Origin of the sequence: Bradyrhizobium sp. 17 (assembly GCF_023073515.1) — a bacterium.
GTDB classification, from domain to species: Bacteria; Pseudomonadota; Alphaproteobacteria; order Rhizobiales; family Xanthobacteraceae; genus Bradyrhizobium; species Bradyrhizobium canariense_D.
This window is the reverse complement of sequence record NZ_JADPJQ010000124.1, coordinates 107333-130520: the sequence shown is the minus strand read 5'-3', so window position 1 is coordinate 130520 and position 23188 is coordinate 107333. Positions and strand designations below refer to the sequence as shown.

The 23188-nt window shown below is 65.1% G+C and carries 20 protein-coding genes; 6 read left to right on the top strand and 14 right to left on the bottom strand.

Translation table 11 applies throughout. The features are described 5' to 3' along the window. Positions 1-109: 109 nt before the first annotated feature. Positions 110-550, top strand: a complete 441-nt coding sequence (gene flbT / locus IVB13_RS30665) for a flagellar biosynthesis repressor FlbT (protein ID WP_018459572.1) — start codon at positions 110-112, stop codon at positions 548-550. A gap of 103 nt (positions 551-653) precedes the next feature. Here flbT and IVB13_RS30660 read toward each other — a convergent pair whose 3' ends face one another. The 9 genes from IVB13_RS30660 to IVB13_RS30620 all read right to left on the bottom strand — a co-directional run bounded on the left by IVB13_RS30660 (position 654) and on the right by IVB13_RS30620 (position 14730). Then, positions 654-2153 (bottom strand): aspartate aminotransferase family protein, encoded by a 1500-nt coding sequence (locus tag IVB13_RS30660; protein ID WP_247491126.1) that lies wholly within the window; start codon positions 2151-2153, stop codon positions 654-656. Beyond that, positions 2150-3403, bottom strand: a complete 1254-nt coding sequence (locus IVB13_RS30655; RefSeq protein ID WP_247491124.1) for a hypothetical protein — start codon at positions 3401-3403, stop codon at positions 2150-2152. Before IVB13_RS30655 ends, IVB13_RS30660 begins: the two co-directional genes overlap by 4 nt. Position 3404: 1 nt before the next feature. After that, entirely contained in the window at positions 3405-5054 is a 1650-nt protein-coding gene (locus IVB13_RS30650; RefSeq protein WP_247361793.1) for a hypothetical protein, read from the bottom strand. Further along, positions 5044-5826: a hypothetical protein gene (locus tag IVB13_RS30645; RefSeq protein WP_018459568.1), complete on the bottom strand. Its 783-nt coding sequence runs from the start codon at positions 5824-5826 to the stop codon at positions 5044-5046. Before IVB13_RS30645 ends, IVB13_RS30650 begins: the two co-directional genes overlap by 11 nt. 71 nt (positions 5827-5897) lie before the next feature. Further along, the gene (locus IVB13_RS30640; protein WP_085348253.1) at positions 5898-8300 is read right to left on the bottom strand and encodes a flagellar hook associated protein; all 2403 of its coding nucleotides are present in this window, start codon (positions 8298-8300) and stop codon (positions 5898-5900) included. A gap of 21 nt (positions 8301-8321) precedes the next feature. Then, positions 8322-10205, bottom strand: a complete 1884-nt coding sequence (flgK, locus tag IVB13_RS30635; RefSeq protein ID WP_247491122.1) for a flagellar hook-associated protein FlgK — start codon at positions 10203-10205, stop codon at positions 8322-8324. 35 nt (positions 10206-10240) lie between these two features. Further along, on the bottom strand, positions 10241-12496 hold the full coding sequence (locus IVB13_RS30630) for a flagellar hook-basal body complex protein (RefSeq protein ID WP_018459565.1): 2256 nt from the start codon (positions 12494-12496) through the stop codon (positions 10241-10243). Between the two features lie 178 nt (positions 12497-12674). Next, the gene (msrB, locus tag IVB13_RS30625) at positions 12675-13187 is read right to left on the bottom strand and encodes a peptide-methionine (R)-S-oxide reductase MsrB (RefSeq protein WP_026233843.1); all 513 of its coding nucleotides are present in this window, start codon (positions 13185-13187) and stop codon (positions 12675-12677) included. A gap of 85 nt (positions 13188-13272) precedes the next feature. After that, positions 13273-14730, bottom strand: a complete 1458-nt coding sequence (locus IVB13_RS30620) for an FAD-binding oxidoreductase (protein ID WP_018459563.1) — start codon at positions 14728-14730, stop codon at positions 13273-13275. Positions 14731-14923: 193 nt separating this feature from the next. Here IVB13_RS30620 and IVB13_RS30615 point away from each other — a divergent pair, with 193 nt between their 5' ends. The 3 genes from IVB13_RS30615 (at position 14924) to IVB13_RS30605 (ending at position 16464) form a co-directional block, all read left to right on the top strand. Beyond that, complete coding sequence (locus IVB13_RS30615) at positions 14924-15457, top strand: histidine phosphatase family protein (protein ID WP_018459562.1); 534 nt, start codon at positions 14924-14926, stop codon at positions 15455-15457. Positions 15458-15561: 104 nt separating this feature from the next. Further along, a complete protein-coding gene (locus IVB13_RS30610) occupies positions 15562-15987 on the top strand; it encodes a universal stress protein (RefSeq protein WP_007602088.1) in 426 nt (141 codons plus the stop codon). A 15-nt stretch (positions 15988-16002) separates the two neighbouring features. Continuing rightward, on the top strand, positions 16003-16464 hold the full coding sequence (locus tag IVB13_RS30605; RefSeq protein WP_018459561.1) for a hypothetical protein: 462 nt from the start codon (positions 16003-16005) through the stop codon (positions 16462-16464). 912 nt (positions 16465-17376) lie between these two features. Here the strand turns inward: IVB13_RS30605 and IVB13_RS30600 are convergent. Continuing rightward, a complete protein-coding gene (locus IVB13_RS30600; RefSeq protein WP_018457553.1) occupies positions 17377-17613 on the bottom strand; it encodes a DUF1127 domain-containing protein in 237 nt (78 codons plus the stop codon). A 184-nt stretch (positions 17614-17797) separates the two neighbouring features. Between IVB13_RS30600 and IVB13_RS30595 the strand changes: the two genes are divergently transcribed. Next, complete coding sequence (locus IVB13_RS30595; RefSeq protein ID WP_018457552.1) at positions 17798-19141, top strand: PLP-dependent aminotransferase family protein; 1344 nt, start codon at positions 17798-17800, stop codon at positions 19139-19141. A 19-nt stretch (positions 19142-19160) separates the two neighbouring features. Here the strand turns inward: IVB13_RS30595 and IVB13_RS30590 are convergent, their stop codons facing one another. Further along, complete coding sequence (locus tag IVB13_RS30590) at positions 19161-19760, bottom strand: YdcF family protein (RefSeq protein WP_018457551.1); 600 nt, start codon at positions 19758-19760, stop codon at positions 19161-19163. A gap of 62 nt (positions 19761-19822) precedes the next feature. Continuing rightward, positions 19823-20410 carry a hypothetical protein gene (locus tag IVB13_RS30585; protein ID WP_026233394.1) on the bottom strand — a complete coding sequence of 196 codons (588 nt, stop codon included), beginning with the start codon at positions 20408-20410 and terminating at the stop codon, positions 19823-19825. A gap of 79 nt (positions 20411-20489) precedes the next feature. On the opposite strand from IVB13_RS30585, the gene IVB13_RS30580 reads away from it, so the two are divergent. Next, positions 20490-20924, top strand: a complete 435-nt coding sequence (locus IVB13_RS30580) for a hypothetical protein (RefSeq protein ID WP_018457549.1) — start codon at positions 20490-20492, stop codon at positions 20922-20924. 14 nt (positions 20925-20938) lie between these two features. On the opposite strand, the gene IVB13_RS30575 is transcribed toward IVB13_RS30580, so the two are convergent. Both IVB13_RS30575 and IVB13_RS30570 read right to left on the bottom strand, forming a co-directional pair. Then, a complete protein-coding gene (locus tag IVB13_RS30575; protein WP_247491120.1) occupies positions 20939-22342 on the bottom strand; it encodes an MFS transporter in 1404 nt (467 codons plus the stop codon). 154 nt (positions 22343-22496) lie between these two features. Continuing rightward, entirely contained in the window at positions 22497-23003 is a 507-nt protein-coding gene (locus tag IVB13_RS30570; RefSeq protein ID WP_007612365.1) for a ferritin-like domain-containing protein, read from the bottom strand. Positions 23004-23188 lie beyond the last annotated feature (185 nt).

Genomic DNA, 23188 nt, shown 5'->3' with positions numbered 1-23188 from the left:
CCGCCGCAATGGCCGGGATTTACAACTCGTTAACTAGTCTTGATGGAGTATTGCGCCCTGACCCGCCGCAACACACGCTCGGTTACGAAAGCGTTGATGGAGAACAGGCATGGCCCTCAAGGTCGAGCTCAGACCGCACGAACGCATCATCGTCGGCAACTGCGTGATAACCAACACCGACCAGCGCGCCCGCCTTCTGATCGACGGCGACAACGTGCCGATCCTGCGCGAGCGCGACATCCTCACGCCGGAGACCGCCGAAACGCCCGCCAAGCTCGTCTATCTGGCGGTCCAGCTCATGTACATCTCGCCGGATCCGCAGACCCAGCACGGTACCTACTTCAACCTGGTGCGCGACATCGTCACCGCGGTGCCAAGCTCCTGGCCGATCATCGAAGGCATCAACAATAACATCCTCAACGGCGACCTCTACCGGGCACTCAAGGACGCCCGCAAGCTGATCGCCTATGAAGCGAAGCTGCGTGGCCAGTTCGAGGCCACCCATCCCAAGACGGAAGCAATCCAGGCCGAGGTCAGCACCGCCGCCTGATCCACGCGTTCGCGCAGCCACGCCGGCGCGAACGACCAGGACGCCGAACGACAACGGCCCCGGATCGTCTCCGGGGCCGTTGTCGTTTCAGACATGCATCGAGCTACTGTGCCGCGAGCGGCGGCGCCTCGACCTCGATCACAGCGTCGCGGCTGCGCCGACCGCCGAACTCCAGCACGGCCGCGACCAGTGCATCGATGTCAGTCTCGTCGGTGCGGTGATTGACGATCGCGGCGCGGATCGCGAACTTGCCGTCCAGCGTCGTGCTCGACGGCGCTGCGATGCCGGACTCCTGGATGTCGGCGACGATCTCGCGATTGACCTCTTCTGCGGCGCGGTAACGGAAGCAGACGATATTGAGATTGACCGGTGCGAGCAGTTCCAGCCGCGGCTCGGCGAGAACACGCGTCTCCAGATATTTCGCCAGCGCGCAGCTGCGCGCGATGACCGCGCCCAGCCTGTCGGTACCGAACGTCTTGAGCGTGAACCAGGACTTCAGCGCGCGGAAGCCGCGTGACAGATCGGGGCCGAGATCGCACGGCCAGACCGCGCCGGCCGCAAGCCCCCTCGCCTCGCGGCTCAGATAAGCCGCCGGCTGGGCAAAGGCCCGCCGGTGCTGCTCCCCGTCACGCACCAGCAGGAAGCCCGCGTCGTAGGGCACCTGGCCCCATTTGTGGAAGTCGAGCGCAATGGAATCGGCAAGCTCGATGCCGCCGAGCAGCGGTGCGAGCTCGGGCGAAAGAATTGCGAGCGCACCGAACGCCCCGTCGACGTGAAACCAAAGTCCCTCCTCGCGGCACAGCGCGGCGACGGCCTTGAGGTCGTCGATCGCGCCGACATCGACCGAGCCGGCGGAGGCGACGACGAGGAACGGTTTGAAGCCGACCTCGCGATCGGTAGCGATCTGCGCACGGAGCGCGGCAACGTCGATGCGATGATCCGCGTCGACCCCGATCTTGCGAAGGGCGTCGCTCCCAAATCCCGCGATATCCATCGCCCGCGATATGCAGCCATGCGCGGCCCGCGAAGTATAAGCCGTAAGCAGCGCGCCATCGTTGCCGATGCCGTACTGCCGCGCCAGCGCGCCGAGCGCAGCGGTGCGCGCGACCAGCACCGCCATCAGATTGGCCATCGACGTGCCCGTGACGAAGATGCCGCTCGCGCTCTCGGGAAACGCGAACAGGCGGCGCATCCAGTCGACGATCTGGCGCTCGACCTCGATCGGCATGTGGTCGCGCCCGCCGAGATTGGCGTTGAGGCCCGCGGCGAGCATCTCGGCGATCATGCCGACGGCCGTGCCGCCGCCATGCACCCAGCCCATGAAACCCGGATGAACATTGCCGGTCGCATAAGGCGCGACATGCTCGGCGAATTCGCGGTAGACATCGGCGAGATCGCTGGCATCGCGCGGCACGTCCGTCCTGAATGCCGCACGGACCTCGTCGGGGATCGCCTGCCACACCGGGCGCGCGCGAATATTGGCGAGGCCGTCGATCGTCTCGTCCAGCATGCGATGGGCGAGCGCGCGGAAATCGCTCCAGTCCTGCGGATCGAGCGAGGTGTGCGTGACGGAGCTTTGCGTGTTGCGGATGAGCTCGTTCATGCCGCACTCTCTTCTCTGGCCTGTGCATGCCGCGACAGCATCGCCGTGAATGCCGCAAAGATCTTGCGCATCTGCGGCGACTTGTACGGAAACACGGCCGGCGGATCCATGTTGTGCACGACGGCGGTATTGTCGGCTTCGAAGACCAGCAGCTCGCGGTTCTGGTTCTCGGCGCAATCGACGATGAAGTAATCGAGGCCGACGCGCCTGCTCATTTCGTCGAGCGCGATTTTGTGGCGCGCCGCGAAGGCATGGTCGAAGTTGAGCATGAAGACGGCTTCCTCGGCCCGCTTCTCCTCGCTGAACGCCATGAAGGCGTTGAGATACCAGATGTCCCAGCGATCGGCGATTGCCATGTGGCACGCATAGGCTTTGCCGTCGACCACCGCGAGACGATATTTGCGGTAGAGCCCGTCCGGACTCGCATAGTCGACGAAACGTGCGACGAAGAAGTCCTGCTCTTGTCGCTCGGCGAGATAGGCCGCGAGCGCTCCAGCATCGTCGAGTTTCGCGAGACCGACGCCGGCATGCGTACCGCGCGGCCGCACGATCATTGGAAAGCGCAGTTCGCCCGTGATCTCCTCGCAAACGATCCTGCCTCGCGAAAGCTCCGACAATTGCGCACGCGTCGTGGGGGCGGTCACGGGAATGTCGAGGCCGGGCACGCCCGTCAGCAGACGATACAGCTTGTCGCGATCGAGATTGCCAATGAGATCGGGACGATTGAGCAGCGGCTTCGGCCAGTGCGGCGCGGCCTTCTCGATCAGCGCGAGCGCCTCCCGGCACTCCTCGGAATCGGATGCGATCACGATGGCGACGTCGTGCTCGGGCAGAGTCTCCGGCAGGCCGACGCCCTTGACAACGTAGAGCGTCAACAGCTCGATGTCGGAATCTTCAAGCAGGAAGTCGATCGGCGTGTTGCCGCCCATGTCGATATCGGCGGCGAGCGCGAGCACGCGCAGGCGGGATTTTGGAGCCGCGCAAGGCGTACGAAACAATTGGTGGAAGGAGAGCACCTCGGTCTGGATCACCAGCCCAGCCTCCTTCTCGCCGAGAAGCTGGGCAATCAGCGAGAGATCGAGGCCTTCGCCGGCCTCCGCCGTTCCCTCCTCGATCCGCGCCAGCAGCCGCTCGCGCAACGGATGCAGGTCACCCCCCTCGAAGGCGCGGCGCGTCAACTGCGCAAAGCCGATGCGGTCGGCATAGGTCGGCGCGGTCACGCCGCTCGGCGCGGAAACTGGATGTTGCATCTCACACCTCGAACGCGGACTTTGTCGGCACGGCCGCAACCGCGCCACGGTCAAGCAGCAGCTCGATCTTCACCAGCACATGGGCGATGCGATCAAGAACGTGCTGCACATTGCGTTGCGCCTGCATTGTATCCGGCGACCATGCCTCGGTCACCAATCGTGCGCCGACGCAGAGGCGCAACACGGCCTGCGGCGCACCGTCCTGCCGCTCCAGTCGGACCGGCTGGCCGACGAGACAGCGCTGGGCGGCCACTTGCCGGTCCGCCGCGCTGCCGCTGATCTCCTCGGCCATGTCGCACGCCAGCGCCCGATGCACGGCGCTGGTCTCGGCGAGCGAGACCGGCTTGCCGCCGCGCAGCAGCGTGAACGGAAAGATCGTGGCTTGCACGAATTCCCCGTCGTCTGCTCTGGACTTGTCGATCGCGGTTGGAATGGCACGAAGCGACGGCGACAACGCGATCATGCTGTCGATGCCGGCTGCGAGCTCGGCCAGCATCCTGGCGCGGAAGGCCCCGGGTACGGCGTAGTAGCTGCCGATCTCGGCCAGCGCGGCCTCCCAGCGCAGCCATTGACCGAAATTCGGCCGGCGCTCAAAGCGCGAGCGCAGCATCGTCCACGCCACCGGCCAGTCGCAGCGACCGGCATAGTCGAAGATGCCAGGCGCGATCCGGCTCATCCGGCCGATCGACCGCGACAGGCCTTTCGGCAACAGCAGCGCACCGCTGAAGGCCGGTCCGCCGAAAAATTTCGAGCCGGTGATCAGCACCATGTAACCACGGTCGAGATAGGCGCGCAGCCGCCGGCGACCGAGCCGCGCCTGACAGGCATCGACGACAATTTGAACCTTGCGCGGCCAGCGCCGCGCGATCTCGTCGAGACACGCCTCGCTTGGGGCACGCCAACCGAGTTTTGACGAATCCATGATCTGCAACAAAACGCGCCGGCCTTGCGCGAGGCTGGTCTCGACCGCATGCAGCACCGCGGCATCGGCATCGGTGCGCATCGCAATGCCGGCCGCCATGTCGATCAGCGGCACCGCAATGCTGTCGCCGGCGAGCCCCGTCACCGCGCCGTCCTTGCGCACGGCCATGCCGCCTGCCGTCATCGTGCTGAAATGGTGGCCGCGTGCAGTATGCGGCGTCCCGCTTCCGGTCTGGTCGGCGCCGACCACGATCGTCACCGGCGCCGCGCCGAGCACCGCGCGCGCTACGAACAGGGCGTGAAGCTGGGAGTCCGTGCCGGACGGCGAGAACACGACGTCGATCCGCGACGAGAGCGCAAGGTGGCCGCGCAGCTCCTCGCGCATGTCCTCGCAGCGGGCGTCGAAGGCGATTTCGACCTCGTCGAACAGGCACTTGTGCATCAGCTCTTCGCGCGCCAGCGCGGCGCGGTCGTAGGCCATCTGCGAGATCGTCGACGCGGTCGCGGAGGCGAAATTCCAGAGCTCCGGCTCCGGCGAAGCCGCGCAGCCATAGGCGTTGACACGGTCGTTCGGATCGAGCGCCAGCCGCGGATCTCCGCCGGAGGCAAGCAGCGTATCCAGTGGTGTGAAGAGATCGCGCAGGCGATAGCGCGAGCCGCCGTCGGACGCGCGCTCGCTGGCTGACAAACGGGATGCGCCGGCGCTCATCCCGAAAGGCTCACGCCGCATCGGCCGCCGCCGCCGGCGCCGGTGCGAATTGCGAGGTGATGTCGCCGTGGAACACCGACGGTCCGACGTGATCGAGCGAGCTCTCGATGTCGGCCCAGATCTCGCCGCCGATGTCGGTCCAGCGCTTGCAGAAGGCGAAGTCCTCGGACAGATAGGTGCCGGTCGCCGGATCGATCATGCATTCGAACAGGGCAAACCGGTTCTGGCTCGCCGCCAGCGTATCGTGCGAATGCTCGCGGAAGAATTGCAGGGCGGCGTAGTCCGGATGGCGGCACATCGCCTCCAGCACGGAGCGCCGGATCATCAGGAAGCCGGTGCCGGCGTAGCGCACGCGGGTGAAGCCGTCCACCACCACGATGCGGTCGGGGTCCTCGATCTCGAGCACGTAGTCGAGCGATGCGGCCGGCACGTCGGCGCGGCCGGACTGGATCGCCCGCGCGGCCTTGTCCCAGTTGATCCGCTTGATTGGATAGCAGCCGGCGACGACGTCCGCGCCGCACTCGATCAGCCGGAACACCTGCTCCGGCTTGAAGCCGATGTCGGCATCGATGAAGAGGAAGTGCGTCGCTTCGGGATCGTCCAGGAACATCGCGGCCAGATTGGCCCGCGCGCGCGTGATCAGCGCATCGCCGTCGCGCAGCAGCACCTTGAGCTCGAGATTGGCCATGCCGTGCACGGCGCGCTGAAGCGCGAAGATCGAGCTCGCATAGATGCTCGTCACCTGCCCACCGAAACATGGCGTGGCCACCACCAGTTTCATCTTCTCCGACATCGTCAGCTCCGCCCCGCTGCAATCCTCACCAAGAGGTAAAGAGGCATGGTTAACGGCGCCTTAACGCCTGCTTACAGGAACTTGACGAGCGAGAGCTGCGCGAGGTTCGAGGTCACCTGGTAGGACGCCTGGAGCGCATTCTGGAGCGACAGGATCTCGCTCGCGACCTGGTCCGGCGAGGCTGATTCCGCCTGGTCGATGATGGTCTGGAGCTGCGCCTTGGCCTGGGTCTGACGCGTGCCTGCGTCCTTCATGGTGTTCTGGGCCATCGCGATGTCGGTCTGGATGTCCTCGATGCGCTGCTCGCCTGGCTGCTTCGTCAGGGCCTGTGTCACCCGCAGACTCAGCGCGGCGACCTGCCCGCCCGAATACTGCCCGGTCGGTGAGGTCGAGAACGTCCCGAACACGGCGACCGCCTGCAGCTCCTTGCGGATCGCGTCCTCGTTCGCCTGCGCGCCATACTGCACCGTGACGGAATCGTCGACCCGGGCCATCGCGGTGGAGCGCGGCGAGCCGGGGCCGTCATTGCCCAGGTACCATTGCACGGTGGTGGCCGAGCCGTTCACCAGCGTCGTCGCCGAGCCGAGGGGCGACGAGCCGACGCGCAGCGGAGCCTTTGCCGCCGTGACCGGGGAGGTCGTGAAGCCGAGCGCCGCGAACGCCGTGCTGTTCGAGCTCGTGATATTGAGGCTCCCGGGATCGTCCGTGTTGATCGTGATCACGCCGCCATGGATCGTCGACGGCTTCGTGGTGCCGGTGATCTGATCGATTTTGCCAAGCAGAGTTGTGATGTTGTCGGTGATGTTGATCTGGTTTGGGCCGCTGGCGCCCGAGGCGACAAAAGTCAGCGTCTGACCGTTCACCGTGATCGTATCGGGATTAACGGCAGGCGGACCCGCCGACCCCGCCTGGAACGCCGCCGAGAGGACTTCCGGGCCGCCCGTAGTCGCAATGCCGCTCAGCACAGTTGAACCGGTGATCTGAGGCGTCGACGCCACGCTGCCGCGCGTCACGCTGCTGAGACCGAGCGCCGTGGCCGCCGCGCCGCCGGTGACCGCCACGTCCGTGCCGGTGCCGGTCGCGATCTGGATATTGCCGCCGGCGCTCAGAGTTACGTTGGCGGCGGGGATGCCGGCGGCCGTCGCGATCGCATTCAAGATATCAGACACCTTCGCGGCGCTGCCCGAAGCCAGTCCGATAGTGGTATTGCCGCTGGCCGTTGTGGTGACGGTAGTGACGGTAGGGTCGAAGGTGATCGTGTGGGCGCCGCTCGCGCCGGTGATGGTCAGTGTGGTACCGGTCGGAGCGTTGGCGAGCGCGTTGAGAATGGTCCCGTTGAGATGGGGTGTCGCCGACGAATCGAGCGACGTGGTCGTAGACGCAATCGCCAATGCGCTGTCCTGCAACGCGACCGAGCCCGTCCCGGTCGTGGAGGTATAGGAGCGCAGATTGCCGGTGGCCGCCACATTCGCGGTGGCGGATCCCGCCGTATTGAAGAAATTGTCACCGGCCGTGATAGCGGACGCCGCCACCAGCGAGGTGCCGGCGAGCTTCTTGATCGCGGTATTCAGCGCAGTGTTGAGGTTCGTCGCCGTGATGTTCGGGTCCGGAGGAACGACCGGAACGACATTGGGATTACCGGGGTCGATCGCAAAGCTGCCGACAGGTGTCGGCGTCGCGGTGGACGCCGTCAGGTCGATCTGCTCGGTCGAGCCATCGGGCAGCGTGAACTGCACGCTGAGCTTGTCGCCATTTTTCGGATTGACGCCGTTGAGGTCGACCGAGAACGACACCGGCGAGCCGCTCGGGCCGGTGACCGTCGCGCCGGTCAGCGTCGAGGAGACCGCGGCGATCTTCAGGCCGAATGGCGATGCCGCGAAGTCCTCGGACACCTTCACTGAGCTCGGCGTCGGCTGTGGCGTCGTCAGCACCAGCCGGCCCATGCCGTTGGCGCCGAGGTCGGCGGCCTGACGCTCCGCCATGACGGTCTTGAAGCCCGCCTGCGTCGTGGTGCCGTTGATGATGTCGCCGGCGTTCGCGACCGACGGCGTGTTGAAGGCGGTTCCGGAGAACAGATAGCGGTTGCCAGACTGCGTGTTGAGAACGCCGACCATCGAGCCGAATTGCGCAGCCGCAGTGTTCTGCGCAACCGTCTGGCCGTTGACGTTGAGATCCTGCGCGGTGTTGGCCGAGCCCGTCTGCACCGTGTTGCGGATCGTGGTCAGCGACTGCAACGCGGTATTGGCGAGGTTGATGCTGACGTTGACGTTGGTCATCGTGTCGGTATAGGCGGCAATGTTGGAGAGCTGCGCGCGCCCGGCGATCGCAAAGCCCTCGTTGGTGCCCATCCCGGAATAGTTCTGCGACAGCTTGCCGGTCGAGAGCTGCGTCGACAGGTCGGTGAGCTGCTGGTTGATGTTGCGGATCTGCGAGCCGAGAACCGACGAGGAGTAGTTGATGCTGCTGATCGACATGTTTCAGAGCCCTGTTACTTGTTACACTTGAGCCTGGAGCAAGGTATTCATCATGCTCTGCACCACCGACATGACATGGGCGTTGGCGGCATAGGCATTCTGGAGCTGGATCAGGTTCGACATCTCCGAGTCCAGGTTGACGCTGGCGGTCGAGTTGAACTTGGCCTGCAGAGTCGAGACCACGACGCTCTGGCCCTGCTGGAGCTGGGTCGCCTGGGTCGCGGCATTGCCCTGAACGCTCAGGAACTGCTGGAGGTAGTTCGAGACGCTGCCGGTGAAGGGCTGGCTGGCCGAGCCCAGACCGGATTGCGGCGAATAGGAGAACACCGCCGAGGTGAGCTGCGAATAGAGATAGTCCGAGCGCGTGGTGTCGCCGGTGGGAGTCACCGGCGAGGTGTTGTAGACCGACAGCCTGGTCGGGTCGGTGGTGAGCTGCGTGTTCACGGCGATGCGTCCGGCAAGGCCGGTCATCTGCGAACCCGATGCCGTGATCGCGCCGGTGTAGAGCGCCTGCCCGCCATCGGTGAACAGCGGCAGTTGCGGATTGCCCGAGGTCAGCGACGAGATCGTCTTGGTGATCGAGGCCGAATTGACCTTGGCGAGGCCGCTGTTGTCGTCGGTCACCCGCAATATGGTGGCCGTCGCCGGCGACGGGGCGGCGGCGAACGACAGATGCGAGGCGGAAAGCGCGGTGTTGAGGGCCGAGGCGATCGCGCCCATGCCGCCGGAGAAGTTCACCCCGATCTGCATCGGATTGGCGTTGGTGGGGTTCTGGAGCGGCAGCGCCGCCGGATCGGTCACGTTGACCAGCGTGACCTGCCGCTTGGTATTGGTGGTCGTGTCGGTGTAGGTGAAGTTGACGCTGTTGCCCGGCGCCGCCCCGGCAAGGTCGAGATCGAAGCCGGCCGGCGGGCCGGTGACCGTGCTGCCGGCCGTGGTCTTGTCCGATAACGCGCTCGACATCGTCGCGGCGAACTGGTCGATCTGGTTCTGCGCCTGCACCAGCGTCTGGTCGCGCAGCTTCAGATCGGCCGCGATCTGGCCCGAAGACACCACGTTGTTGGCGATGACGTCGACCGAGGATCCGTTCGGGAGCTTGATGTTGAACGCACCGACGCCGGATTTGGCCGGATCGATGTTGTAGAGCGAAGTCGCCGACAGCGCGCCGGCGGACGCAAAGGTGAATTGCGAGGCCAGCCCGGCGCCGACCAGCTGGATGCCGGTGGTGGTGTAGATGTTGGCCTGATTGGACCCGTCGGTGGTGACGTGGACGTCGACATATTTCGACAGGTTATTGATGGCCTGGTCGCGCTGGTCCATCAGCGTCGCGGCCGAGGGGTCGTGTTCCGACAGGCCCTGGAGTTTGGAGTTGATGTCGGCGACTTGCTGCATCGCCGCGTTGGCAGCTAGCGCCGAGGTGCTGAGATCCTGCTCGACGTTGGAGCGCAGCGACTGGATGCCCTTGGTGGTGAGGTTGAGCTGCTGCGCCAGCGTCTGCGCCGCGCCGAGCGCAACCGTTTGCGCCGAGGGCGAGCCCGCGTTGGTCGACAGCGCCTGCAGCGCGGTGGTGAAACTGTTCAGCGCGGTTTCGAGCGTACCGCTGTTGCCGGGCGTGCCATAGACATTCTGAAGCTGCTTCAGGATGTTCGCCATCTGGTCGGCGTAGCCGCTGCCGCCGGTCTCGGTGCGCAGCTGTTTCTGCACATAGGTGTCGAGTTCGCGGCTGACGCCGGTCGTCGTGACCGTCGAGCCGAAGTCGCCGGTGGTGACCTCGATCTGGTTCGGCGTCTGGACGACGTAACCCGGCGTCTGCGAGTTGGCGACGTTCGACGAAACGATCGAGAGCGCAGCCTGATTGGCACGCAGACCGCTCATCGCACTGGCGAGGGCTGAACTCAAACCCATGTTGACTTGCCGCCTCTGGTTACGTCACGCCCCAATCAGCGCAACACGTTCAAAAGATCCTGAACCATCGTATTCGCCGTCGTGATCACCTTGGTGTTGGCCGAATAGGCCTGTTGGGTCACGATCAGCTTGGTGAATTCGTCGGCGATGTCGGTGTTCGAGCCTTCCAGCGACGAGCCGCTGATCGAACCGGAAGCACCGTCGATGGCAGGGCCCGACTGTTCAGTCGCGGCGTAGGCGCCGCCGTCCTGCGCCTTCAGGTAGTTGGTGCCGTTGAAGTGCGACAACGAGACCTGTGCGAGGTCGAGGTTCTGACCGTTGGAGAAGGTCCCGACCACGAGGCCGTTGTTGTTGACGGCGACCGATCGAAGCTGACCGGCGGCGTAGCCGTTCTGGGTGATGGTGTTGATGGTGACCGCGCCGCTGGTGCTGGCATATTGGGTCAGTCCGCCCGAGGAGATGTTGAAGGAGACCGAGCCCAGCGACTGGCCGCTGACGCTGACATTGTTGATGGTGATGCCCGAGCCGCTCGGCGAAGTGAGCGAGCCGTCGGCGGCAAAGGTGAAGGCCTGGCCGGTATTGACCCAACCGACGGTCGTGCCCGTCGCATTCGGGTCAGTCTGGTAAAACATGTTCCAGGTATCGGCATGGCCCGCGCCGAGCGAGGCGCTGTCGGTCTTGGCCCAGCGCAATTGCAGGTTCACCGGCGTGCCGGCCGCGTTGTAAGCGGTCACCGCGCCACCGCTGATCGATTCCTTGGTGAAGGTGGCGATGTCGTTGCCGATCACGCCGCCGGTGCCGGCAACGCCACCACCGTCACGATTCTTGATGATGGTCGAGGTGAAGCCGAGCGCGGCGAAGGCGGCGCTGTTGGAGCTCGCCACCGAAAGGTTGGAAGCTGTGCCGGTGTTCAGCGTGATCACGCCCCCACTGCTGACTGACGACCCCGTTGCACCGGAGAGAGTGTCGATCTTACCGAGCAGCATCGTGATGTTGTCGGTGACGTTGATTTGGTTCGGGCCTGACGCGCCGGAGGCCATGAAGGTCAGCGACTGACCATTGACGGTGATGACGTCGCCGGCGGAGAAGCCCGATGTGAGCACCTCGGCGCCGCCGGCCGCCGCCGCGCCGCTCAGCACCGTGGCGCCCGAGATCGCGGGCGATGACAGCACGTTGCCGCCGCGCGTCACGCTGCTGATGCCAAGCGCCGTGGCCACCTGGCCGCTACCAACCGGTACGTCGGTGGTGGTGCCGCTGGAGATCACGATGTTGCCGCTGGGGCTGAGCGATGCGGTGACGCCGGGGCCGCCGGCCAACTGGATAGCGGAGATGATGCTGGCCACCGTTGTGTTAGTACCCGAGCCGAGACCAATCGCCGTGCCGCCAAGACCGTCGGGAGTGCTGGTCAAGCTATTATCGAAAACAATATTGTGACCGTTGACGACCAGCGTCTGGCCGCTCAGCTGAGCGAGAATGCTGGAGGCGAGATGCGTACCCAGGGAGTTGTCGAGCGAGGTGGTGCTCGATGCCACCGCCGCGGAGTTATTCTGGAGCGCCGTTGTGCCGGTCGCAGTGGTCGACGAGTATGGCGAGCGGACATTGCCGGTCGCGGCAGCGCCGGACGTTGTGGCGTTTGCATAAGGCGGAGGCGGCGTGCCGACCGGCAGCGGGTTGGCCGCGAAGTCCGACGGGTTCAGTCCGCCGGCCGCCAGCAGCGTCTTGGTTGCCGCCGTCGTGCTCGCCACGGTGTTCGGCTGGGTCGGCAGGTTGGCCGCGTACTGGATCGATGTGGTCGCCTGCGCCGGGATGAAGTTGTTCTGGAATTTCAGGACCGTCGCAACGTTGCCTTGCGGGTTGCCGGTCTTCGGGTCGACCGTGACGCCCATCAGGTAATAGCCGGCGCCGTTGACCAGATTGCCGTTGGCATTGAGCTGGAAGTCGCCGCGCCGTGTGTAATAGGTGACCCCGCTGAACACCGGCGCATTGTCGACGACGCCCGTGGCCTTCTGGATCGAGAAGAAGCCATCACCGGTGATCGCCATGTTGGTGGCGACGCTGGAGCCCGAGATTGTGCCCTGCGTGGTGATGGTGGCCTTGGCGTTGGCGGTCACGCCGCCCGCGACCTGCTTGCTCGGGACCGAGGAGTCGGGAATGAGATCGACGAAGCTGGTGCCGATGCCCTTGTAAGCGGTGGTGGAAGAATTCGCGATGTTGCCGGAAATGTTCTGCAGCGCGTAGGACTGCGCCTGCAGGCCACCCACCGAGGTGTTCATTGCATCGAAGATACCCATAACTTTGTCTCCAGATCCGATCTCGGCGGCCGGTCGACCACGGCCGCAGTCGGAGGAGACTGTCGCAAGGGCTATGCCAATGCGGGTTTTCTCATCAAATCAATGGCTTAACGAAAAAGCCCCGGTCTGATGACCGGGGCACAATTGCCGGGACCGGCAACAATTGCCGGGACGAAACCTAGGTTGCGGACGCCGCCGCGGGATGGAAGACCAGCCCGAAACCGTCGATGCAGTAGCGCAATCCGGTCGGCTTGGGACCGTCGTCGAAGACGTGGCCGAGGTGGCCGCCGCAGCGCCGGCAATGCACCTCGGTGCGGAGCATGCCGTAGGTCCGGTCCTCGGTCTTGCCGACATTGCCCTCGATCGGCTGGTAGAAGCTCGGCCAGCCCGTGCCGCTCTCGAATTTGGTGTCGGAGGCGAACAGCGGCAGGTCGCAGCCGGCGCAGGCGAAGACGCCCTTGCGGTGCTCCTTGAGCAGCGGGCTGGAGCCCGGCCGCTCGGTACCCTCCTTGCGAAGGATCTCATATTGCTGCGGCGTGAGCTGGGCACGCCATTCGGCGTCGGTCTTCTCGATCTCGAATTTTTGCGCGGCTTTCTCTCCAGCCTCCGCGGGCGATGCTCTGAGCCAGCGGAAGGCCGCAAGGCCGAACAGGCCGGCGACGGTCGTCAACAGGATGCGGCGGTCAAACATCTCATTCTCCATGCGGGAGCGTCTACGCCCTGAGATACGGGCTCTAACCGTCGACGTTACACTTCCGGGCGGAGTTTTTCTCACCTCATCGCGAGGCGCTGTCCTCCTGCGGGACTGGTTCCACGGCTTCCGCCACAGGCTTCGGCAGTGGGGCCGGCCGGGGCCGAACCCCGGGCGGCGGACGGCGCGGACCGGTCCCGGCGGCCCGGTTGGCTTCGGCCAACCGCGCCTCGCGTTCCCGGTCCTTGACCCTGGCACGCTCGCGATAGCGGGCAAGCGAGCCTGCGGCGGCGGAACTCGCCCTGCCCCAGATTCCGACCAGTTGCCCGGCAACCCGCCCCGTCGTTCCCCCCGCCCAGACCAGCTCGAACGGCGAGAACAGCTTCCAGCGCTCGTCGCCCCCCAGGATGCTGCGGGCGATCATCTGCCCGGCCATGGCCGAGGTGTTCATGCCTTGGCGGCCGAAGCCGCTTGCGACCCAGAGGCCTTTGCGCAACTGGCCGATCTGCGGCATGCCATGCACGGTCTGCCCGGTGACGCCGCCGAACATCTCGGTGATCTCGACATTGCCGAATTGAGGAAAGATCGACCGGATCCGCCGCCTGACGCTGCCTGCAAAGCGCTGCGGCCGTGCGGCCCAAGTGGTCTCCGGACTTTCCCACATCAGCCGGTCGCCATCGACGATCCGGAAATGGTCGACGCCGTCGGAATCCATCACCGATCCCTTGAAGCCAATGATCTCGTGCACGCGCTCGCCGAGCGGCGCGGTGATGCCGGCATAGCGCCAGACCGGCAGCAGCGTCTCCGACAGGCGCCGCAACGGCGCGCCGAGATGGATGTTGCCGGCGAGCACGATATGGGTGGCGCGCAGCCGCGCCGAGGGCGTGACGATGCGCTTGCGGATGCCGGAATGATCGATGCTGACGACCGGCGTGTCCTCGAAGATGCGGGCGCCTGCGCGCCGCGCCAGCGCCGAGAGGCCGTGCACATATTTGCGCCCGTCGACCTGGAACGCCTTCGGATAATACACGCCGTGGAAGTAGCGATCGGTCTTGAGTGCCGCGCGGACGCGATCGACCTGCCAGCCCTCGGCCTCGGTGTCGAAATCCTCGTTCAGCATCTGCAACCGGCTGATCAGCCGGTCGCCGGCATCGACGTTGGAGACCTCGAGCACGCCGTCGGTCGAGCCGATCCCGGGCATGTTCTCTTCGGTGGCGTTGGCCCGGACGAACTCGGCGCCCTCTTTCGACAGTGTCCACAATTCCCGCGCATCCTCGAAGCCGATGCGCTCGATCAGCTCGGCGAGCGGCAGCGCGAAGCCCGGCATCACGGTGCCGAGTTGATTGCCGGAAGCGTTCCAGCCGATGTGGCGGCCCTCGAGCACCGCGACGCTGGCCCCCAGCCGGGCCGCCTCGAGCGCAATGGAGAGCCCTGCAAGCCCCGCCCCGATCACGCAGATATCGGCGTCGAGATCAAACGACAGTCGCGCGCGTTCACGAAAGCCGGCTTCTTCCTGGGACACGCTTGTGAAAGTCTCGCTCATGCCGTTTCTTAGAGCATGATCCGGAAAAGTGTGCAGCGGTTTTCCGAAAAGATCATGCTCAAAACAAAATTTAAAGCGCGATGGGGATTGTCCTAATCTCATCACGCTTTAGAGGACTGTGCAGGCCCTTGTCACCTTGCCCCCAACCGGCACCTGTAGATTATTCTGGAACGCGTAACGATTCGAGAGTGCCATGCGCCGTTTGATGCTGCTGCGTCACGCCAAGACCGAGACTGACGCGCCGAGCGGCCGTGACCAGGACCGCCGGCTCGACGACCGCGGCCACAAGGATGCCGCCGAGATCGGCGACTGGATGGCCTCCCATCCCCCCTTTCCCGAGGCCGTACTGGTATCGCATGCCGTCCGGGCTCGGCAGACCTGGGACATTGCCTGGGAGACCATGAAGGACCGCGTCGCAGCGCCGCAGGTCGAGGTCCTGCCGGAACTCTACGTCGCCGATCCCGCCCAGATCCTGGAATCCATTCGCACTGCAACCATTCCGGCTGATCCGACGCAATTGCTGCTGGTCGGCCACAATCCGGGCATGCACGAGATCGCCCTGATGCTGACGGGCGGCGGGGATCCGGCCGCCGCCAAGGCGCTCGCCGACAACCTGCCCACGTCGGGGCTTGCGATCTTCGATTTTGACGTCAAGGATTGGGGTGACGTGGCTTACCGCCGCGGTAGGCTGGTGCTGTTCGTCAGTCCAAGGCTGCTTCGAAGCTAAAGCTACTTCGAAGTTAAGGTTGCTTCGAAGCTAAGGCTGCTTCGATCGGGTTGATCGCGCGACGTGCCGGCAAGACGTCCTGACTGGAAGATTTGGAGGCGCAGATGTTCAAGTCCATCCTCGTGCCCATCGACCTCGCCGACACCGATCTGGCCAAGCCGGCGATCGCGACCGCCGCAACGCTGTCGCAGACCTGGAGCGGCGTCGTGCGCCTGCTCAACGTGCTGCCGATGACGCCGGTGATGCTGGCCGAATACGTGCCGGCCGATTTCGACGAGCAGCAGCGCCAGACCTCGGAAGAAGCCCTCGCCATCGTGGCACGCGAGTCCGGCATCGAGCCTTCCCGCATCTCCAGCGTGGTGCGCCAGGGCGGCATCTATCACGAGATCCTGGAGGAAGCCGTTCACATGAAGGCCGAGCTGATCGTGATGACCTCGCACCGGCCGGCGATGCGCACCTACTTTCTCGGCTCCAATGCCGGGCACGTCGTGCGCTACGCAAAATGCTCCGTGCTGGTGGTCAGGCACTGAGCTCGGAGCAATGTCGTGAAGCAATGGTGGCGGAGATGGACGTACGAGATCCCGCTCGCGATCGGCGATGCTTTGTGGGAGGTGCTGGTCGTGCAACTGGCCGCACTGCTGGACAGGCTGACGGTGCGGAAGGTGATCGCCTTCATCCCCGTCGTGATCCTCGTACTGGCTTACTACCACAGGGTCCCAATCCCGCCGGAATTGATGCTGGTCGGCGACTTCCTCGCCTATATCGACATCTTCTCGGTGCTGATCCTGCTCGGCGCGCTTAGCCGCGTCACGACGATGCTGTTCGTCCTTAAACAGGCCGCCGCACGTATCGCCAAGTTCGCGGGCAACGTCGCTGCACATTTGCCGCGTCGGGATGTCCGGCATCGGCGCCAACGCGGCGCAGCGACACGACCTCACCGCAAGCCCGAGCGCTCTGAAGACGATCGAGCTCTCGGCGGTGTTTGGGACCAGGCCGCTTTCGCCTGAGCCATATACAAGCTCGTAGCCCGGATGAGCGAAGCGATACCCGCGACGACTCGTATCACGATTCCCGGATATCGCTTCGCTCATCCGGGCTACGAGCCCTTGCATTGCCCGTCGGGCAAAACACCCAAGCTGTCGGTCAACGCCCGCCGCTGAAAATATTCCACTTTACCGAAATTCGGAAACGACGTATGTGTCGCCGCAACCCGGCCCAAGGAAGAGGGGCGTATCGCGATCGTCACGAACGCGGGCCGGACAGCGGCGGACGCTGGGCCACACCGGCGCGAATGGTTTCGCAGGGCGGGCAACCGTGAGCGAAGGCGTCGCGCACACGACCGGTGCTGACAGCGTACGGCAAAACCGTGTCGTCCTGACGCCCGGGGTCTGTGCGTCAAGTCTTGTGGTGATGTGGCGGCCCGACCGGGTTCGCGCATCAGCCATCCATGAGGCGACGGGGGCAATAGTGCATCGCTCCCCGGGGAGAGCACGGCATAAGCCGTAAAACCGCTGCGCAGGGAAGGCCGGACGTTTGGGCTTCACCTGTATGCCGCTGTGCAGATTTTTTACTGCAACTTCGCACAGTGGACCGCGGGTGCCAGCCGGCGCCCGGTCTTCCCTGCGCCCTCTTTCATTCGAGGGTGAGGCGATCAAGCAAAGCTCGGGCGAACAAGCCGCGAGAGGGCGAAGGTGTGTCTGCAATGAAAGCGCGAGCTAAAGGAGCGACAGTGCTACCCACAAACGCCGTCATTGCGAGCGCAGCGAAGCAATCCAGGGTCTTTCCGCGGTGGGATTCTGGATTGCTTCGCTGTGCTCGCAATGACGATGTCGAAGCAGGTATGCCAGAAGCTCCAGTCTCGTCGGCTCTGCGCAGCAGCGTCAGAACGCTGCTGCGCGTCCGGGACAAGAGCGAAGCGCTTACAAATACCGCGTCAGCTCTGCTTTGGCCTGACCGTAGACCGCGTCCTCGATCTGGCTGCGCGTGATGCCGATGTCGCGCAAGGCGCGGTCATCGAGGTCGTTCAGCGTCTTGACGGCGGAGCGTTGCTCCAGACTGTCGAACAGCGCATAGGCGCCGTTGGCCAGCTTGCGGAAAAATCCGTTTGACGAGGATGAGCGTAAACTCCGCCCGGCGTTCTGCGAGATCGTGGTCATTGTCCTTCTCCGGCCTGTTGTCCACGCGGCGAAGCGGATGCCGTTGGCGCAAGCGCCTGAACGCATGCACCTCATTTGCCGTCGGATTGCTCTCGCTCTCCTCGGCTCAATCGTGAAGCTTGATGGAACTTAAATGCTCCAGTACACTACTCGGAGCAAGTGAAACATTGCTCTCGGTGCAATAATGTCCAAGTTCGAGTACGTGAAGCTTGCCGATGCCATTGCCTCGGATATCTCTAACGGTACGTTAAGGCCCGGCGACCGGCTGCCGCCGCAGCGCAATTTTGCCTATGACCGCGGCATCGCGGTCTCGACCGCGAGCCGGGTTTATACGGAGTTGCTCCGCCGCGGCCTCGTCGTCGGCGAGGTCGGCCGTGGCACCTTCATCTCCGGCGACATCAGGCGCGAGGTCGAGGCGCTGAGCGAGCCGCGCGACGCGCGGATCGATTTCGAGGTCAATTACCCGCTGCTGCCGCAGCAATGGGCAATGATCGCCAAAAGCCTTGCGGGCCTCGAGCGTGTCGACGCGCTCGAATCCGCATTGCGCGTCTCCACCAGCACCGGCACCAAGAGCGCGCGCAATGCAGCCGCCGCCTATCTCGCGCGCAAGGATTTTGCGCCGCAGGCCGAACAGATCGTCTTCACCGCCAACGGCAAGCAGTCGCTCGCGGCCGCCCTCGCAGCCCTCGTTCCCACCGGCGGTCGCTGCGGCGTCGAGGCGCTGACCTATCCTTACGTCAAGAGCATCGCCGCGCGGCTCGGCGTGACGCTGGTCCCGATACCGATCGACGAATTTGGCGCGCGCCCCGACGCCATCCAGAAGGCGCATCGCGAGGCGCATCTGTCGGCATTGTATCTCCAGCCCATCATCCAGAACCCGCTCGGCGTCACCATGAACGCCACGCGGCGCGCCGACATCATGCGCGTCGCCGAGAAGCTCGATCTCACCATCATCGAGGACGCCGTCTACGGCTTCCTGGCCGATGACACGCCGCTGGCCGCGCTCGGCCCCGACCGCTGCATCGTGATCGACAGCCTGTCCAAGAAGGTCGCCCCTGGCCTCGCGCTCGGCATCCTGGTCGCGCCGCCGCGATTGCGCGAGAACGTGATGAGCGCGGTCCGCACCGGCGGCTGGATCGCGTCCGGTCATGCGCTGGCATCCGGACAGCGACTGATGGCAGACGGCACCGTCGCCGAGCTGACGCGGTTGAAACGCATCGACGCCGCGCGCCGCCAGCAGACCGCGGCAAGGCTGCTCGCCGGCTACCAGCTCGCCGCGGATCCGCGCTCCTATCATCTCTGGCTCACGCTGCCGGCGCACTGGCGCTCGCAGAGCTTCGTCGCCGCGGCAGCCCGGCGCGGCATCGCGCTGACACCGTCCTCGACCTTCGCGATCGCCCATGGCCACGCACCGAACGCAGTGCGGCTCGCGCTCGCCCCGCCTTCGTTCGAGCAGCTCGATTCCGGCCTGCGCACGATCGCATCGCTGCTCGGCACCAAGGAAGAGGATTTCGACTCGACGGAGTAATGCGGCGCTTGCCCCAAGCTCAGGCCTCCGGCCATTCCGCGATGAAGCCCCTCGCCTTGTAAGGCTCGATCTTGTCCCATTCGTGCAGCATGCGGCGGCGAAATTCGGGATCGGTGTGCCAGAGCGCGCGCGGCGTCGCAAAGCTGTCGACTGTGAGCAGCATTTTCTCGACCTCCGGCCAGTGCCGGTGCAGCGTCATCGGATAACGCCGCGCGGTCCAGGTGTTGCCGAGGCAGATCACGCTGCGGACATTGTGCAGCCCGAGCGCCGCGTCAATGATCGGCAGCGAGAGGATCACGTTCTCGCCGGTGTTTTGGGCACGATGTTCCTCGAGAATTCGGTCAGCCGGAATGCCCGCCGCGACCATCGCCGCCTTGATGATCGTGCACTCGGATTGCTCCGAGCCCGCCGTCACGCCGCCGCTGACAATCGACCAGCGGAACAAACCCTCGTGCCACAGCCGGGCTGCTGTGTCGGCCCGCAGCGTGACGTCCTCGCGGGTGCCGAACATGAACAACAGGTCGGCCGGCCGAAGTCGCGTATCGATCAGGTGCGCGCAGTTGATCCTGGCGATCTCATCCGCCGAAGGCCTCCGCGTGCTGCGATCCAGGGTTGACATGGCAGCACGATGCGACACTGCCGCAACGGCGCGAAGTCACGTTTGATTGCGGCCCGTTGCACCTAGGGCAGCAAGGCGCTCGGCACGCGATCGAAGCTGTAGCTCCGCGGCTGGTTACGCCGCACGAAGCCGCCGATCTGCCACGCGAACAGCGCGGCAAAACCGATGATGAACAGCGCGCCGGCGAATTCGCCGATCGCAAGCGCCCGGATCAGGAGCCCCGTCATCGCCACTGCAAGCACCGCAAGAAAAGCCAGCATTGTCGCGTAGGTCCTGCGGCCAAGGCCCGCGGTCAACTCGGCGTGGCTGCCGGCCTGCGCCATGCGCGCATGCAACGCGACGATGAAATTGCGAAAGCCATTGTCCTGCGGCGCCATCAGGGCCGCGGTCTGCCAGCTCGTCGAGAGGATTGCGATACGGCCGCCACCGATGTGGCTGACATCGGCGCGAAAGCGGTGCTGCTGCATCGAGACGGGGCGGAACGACAGCCGGATTGCACTGATCTCGTCATAACGCCACAGCGAGGTGCGGCCGGCGATGTGCCAGGACAGCCCCTCCTCGGTCAGTTCGAAGCGATGCGCCGAGCCGATCAGCGACGCCTTGTAGGCATAGCTCGCACCCGCAGCCGGCTCAACTCCCGAATCCCGCATCTTCACAATCGATCCTATCCGGGCAATCCAGTCTGCGACCCGCTTGCGTGAGCGCCCTGCCCCATCCTACAAGCGAGACATGGCTGAGACGATTTTTTTTCCGCGCCGCCTGATTCTCGGCGCCGCCGTGATCTCCGGCGTGCTGCTCGCGCTCGCCGTGCACATGCTGGGCGCGCGCTACGGGCTCGATCTCGGCGGCCTCTGGCACTCGGACTCGCACGAGTTCATACCGGCGGGCGCGGCGATCGCCTGGTGGCTGATCGCCTCCGTCGGCTTCTCCGGCGGCTATTTCACGGCGACGTTGATGCAGAGCGCCGTCTCGGGCCAGATCCCGCAACGGATGCGGCAATTCCTCATCGCGGTCGGCGTGCTGCTGCTTGCGGGGGCTGGCCAGGTGGCCTCGGCGCCGAGCCCGGTCCCGACGGTCTCAGGCGTGCTGGCCGGGATTGCCGCGCTGGGCCTCGGTGCCGTGATGGCGTTCTGCGGCGCGCATTTCGCACTGCGCCGCGGCTAATTCCTCCGCACAATTCATCCGCGCGACGGCGCGCCGATCCCGATCACGGCGGCGGCGAGCACGAGGACGGCGGCCGATACCACCAGCGATGCGTGCAGGCCGGTCATGAACGTGCCTTCCGAGGCCACCAGCGAACCGAACAGCGCAACGCCGAGCACGCTGCCTGTCTGCCGCGTCGCGTTCAGGACGCCCGCCGCGATGCCGGAGCGTGCCTTCTCGACGCTGCCCAGCAAGGTCGAGGTCAGCGGCGGCACCAGCAGCCCAAGCCCGCTGCTGATCGCGATCATCTGCGCAAAGATCGCCCAATAGCTTGTGCCGGCCTCGATCCACAGCAGGCCGAGACAGCCGAGCGCCGAGACGCAGGCGCCGACGACGATGGTCGGGCACGACCCGATGCGCTCGGCGAGACGCGGCGCCAGCAGATTGACCGGCAGCACCACCGCCATCATCGGCACGAAGGCGAGACCGGTCCACCACGCCGACAGGCCGTTGATCCTCTGGAAGTAAAGGCTGAGCACGAAGATCAGCCCGTAAATCGCGACGTTCACGAGCAGGCCGACGAGCGCGGTCAGGCTGAACAGCCGGTGATCGAACAGGGACAGGGGCAGCATCGGCTGCCTCGCGCGGCTCTCGCGCCAGACGAACAGCACCGCCAGGAAAGCGGCTGAAGCGAACGCCGCGAGCACAGCCGGATGCTGCCAGCCAAGCGCGCCCCCCTCGATGATCGCGCCGGCGAGCGCCCCCAGCGCACCAATTGCCGCGAGCTGGCCGGGCAGATCGATCTCGCGTGAGGGCGCGCGCGTGGTCTCGGTCGCATAGCGCCAACTCAGCCAAAGGCCGATGAGGCCGATCGGAAGGTTGACGAGAAAGATCGCGCGCCAGCCGACCAGCGTGATCAGCGCGCCGCCGACGAAGGGGCCCGCGGTGAGCGCGAGGCTCGCACCGGCGGCCCAGATCGCGACGGCGCGGCCGCGCTCGCGGTCGTCCGGATAGGCATGATTGAGCAGGGCAAGGGAATTCGGCACCAGGATCGCCGCCGCCAGGCCCTGGACCAGGCGCGCCCCAATCAGCACGGTTGCATTGGGCGACAACGCACAGGCGAGCGATGCGGCGGTGAAGATTGCGAAACCCGCCATGAAGACGCGCTTGGCGCCGATGCGGTCGCCGAGCGCGCCCGCCGTCAGGATGAAGGCGGCAAACGCAATGGTGTAGGCGCTGACAACCCATTGCAGCTCGGCGACGCCGCCGCCGAGCGTCCTGCCCATCGCGTCGAGCGCGGTGTTGACGATGGTGACGTCAAGCTGCACCACGCCATAACCAAGGCTCATCGCGGCAAGGGTGAGGGACGTCGCAAGGCGGGAGCCGGAATGCGGCGCGCCGGCTTCGAAGGCTTCGTATCTGGCGGTGCTTACTCGCATGCTGCCATCTCGGTTGCAGCCCCATGCGAACGATACGCTTCCAGCCCCTCGTCATGTTACGACAAGGATCGAATGATGGATGCGGGACGGATGCCTCATGTTCGAGCGTCGCGCGGATGACCGCGCGACGCTCTCTCCTGGCTATGCCTTGCCCTCAGCTGGCCGCGCGCAGATTCACCTTGCTCTCGGCGATCGTGGTCAGCTTCTTGTCGGTCGCCTTCTCTTCTTCCAACGTCTTGGCGAGCACGCTGGCGCAGTCGTTGCGGCCGAGTTGCTTGGCCCAGGCGATCAGGCTGCCGTAGCGGACGATCTCGTAGTGTTCCGCCGCCTGTGCCGCGTTGATCAGCGCGGCGTCGAGCACCGCCTTGTCGGCGACTTCGCCGGCGGTCTCGTCGGCTTCCTCGATGATGCCGTCGATCGCGGGGCAATCGACCGCCTTCACCTGCGCACCGTGCATCTTGAACACTTCCTCGAGGCGCTTGACGTGCTCTCTGGTTTCTTCGAGGTGCGTCAAAAAGCCCTGCTTCAGCTGCGGATCGGTCGCCTTATCCGCCATTTTAGGCAGAGCCTTGGTGAGCTGCTGCTCGGCGTAATAGATGTCCTGGAGCTGATGCACGAACAGGTCGTTCATGGTCTTGATGTCTTTTGTGAACAATCCCATCGGTCCGATCCTCTCGGGTTGTGGGAACACGGAGGCACCGGCTCGCAGGAGAAGCCGGTTATTCCGCCATGTTCGATTGCTGATGGGGCACTAACCAGCGCACGGCATCGTCGTTCCAAAAAAGCCCGCATCCCTTGCGCTGGAACAATGCCGGCCATGCAGGGTCTGAGACTATGTCACGGACG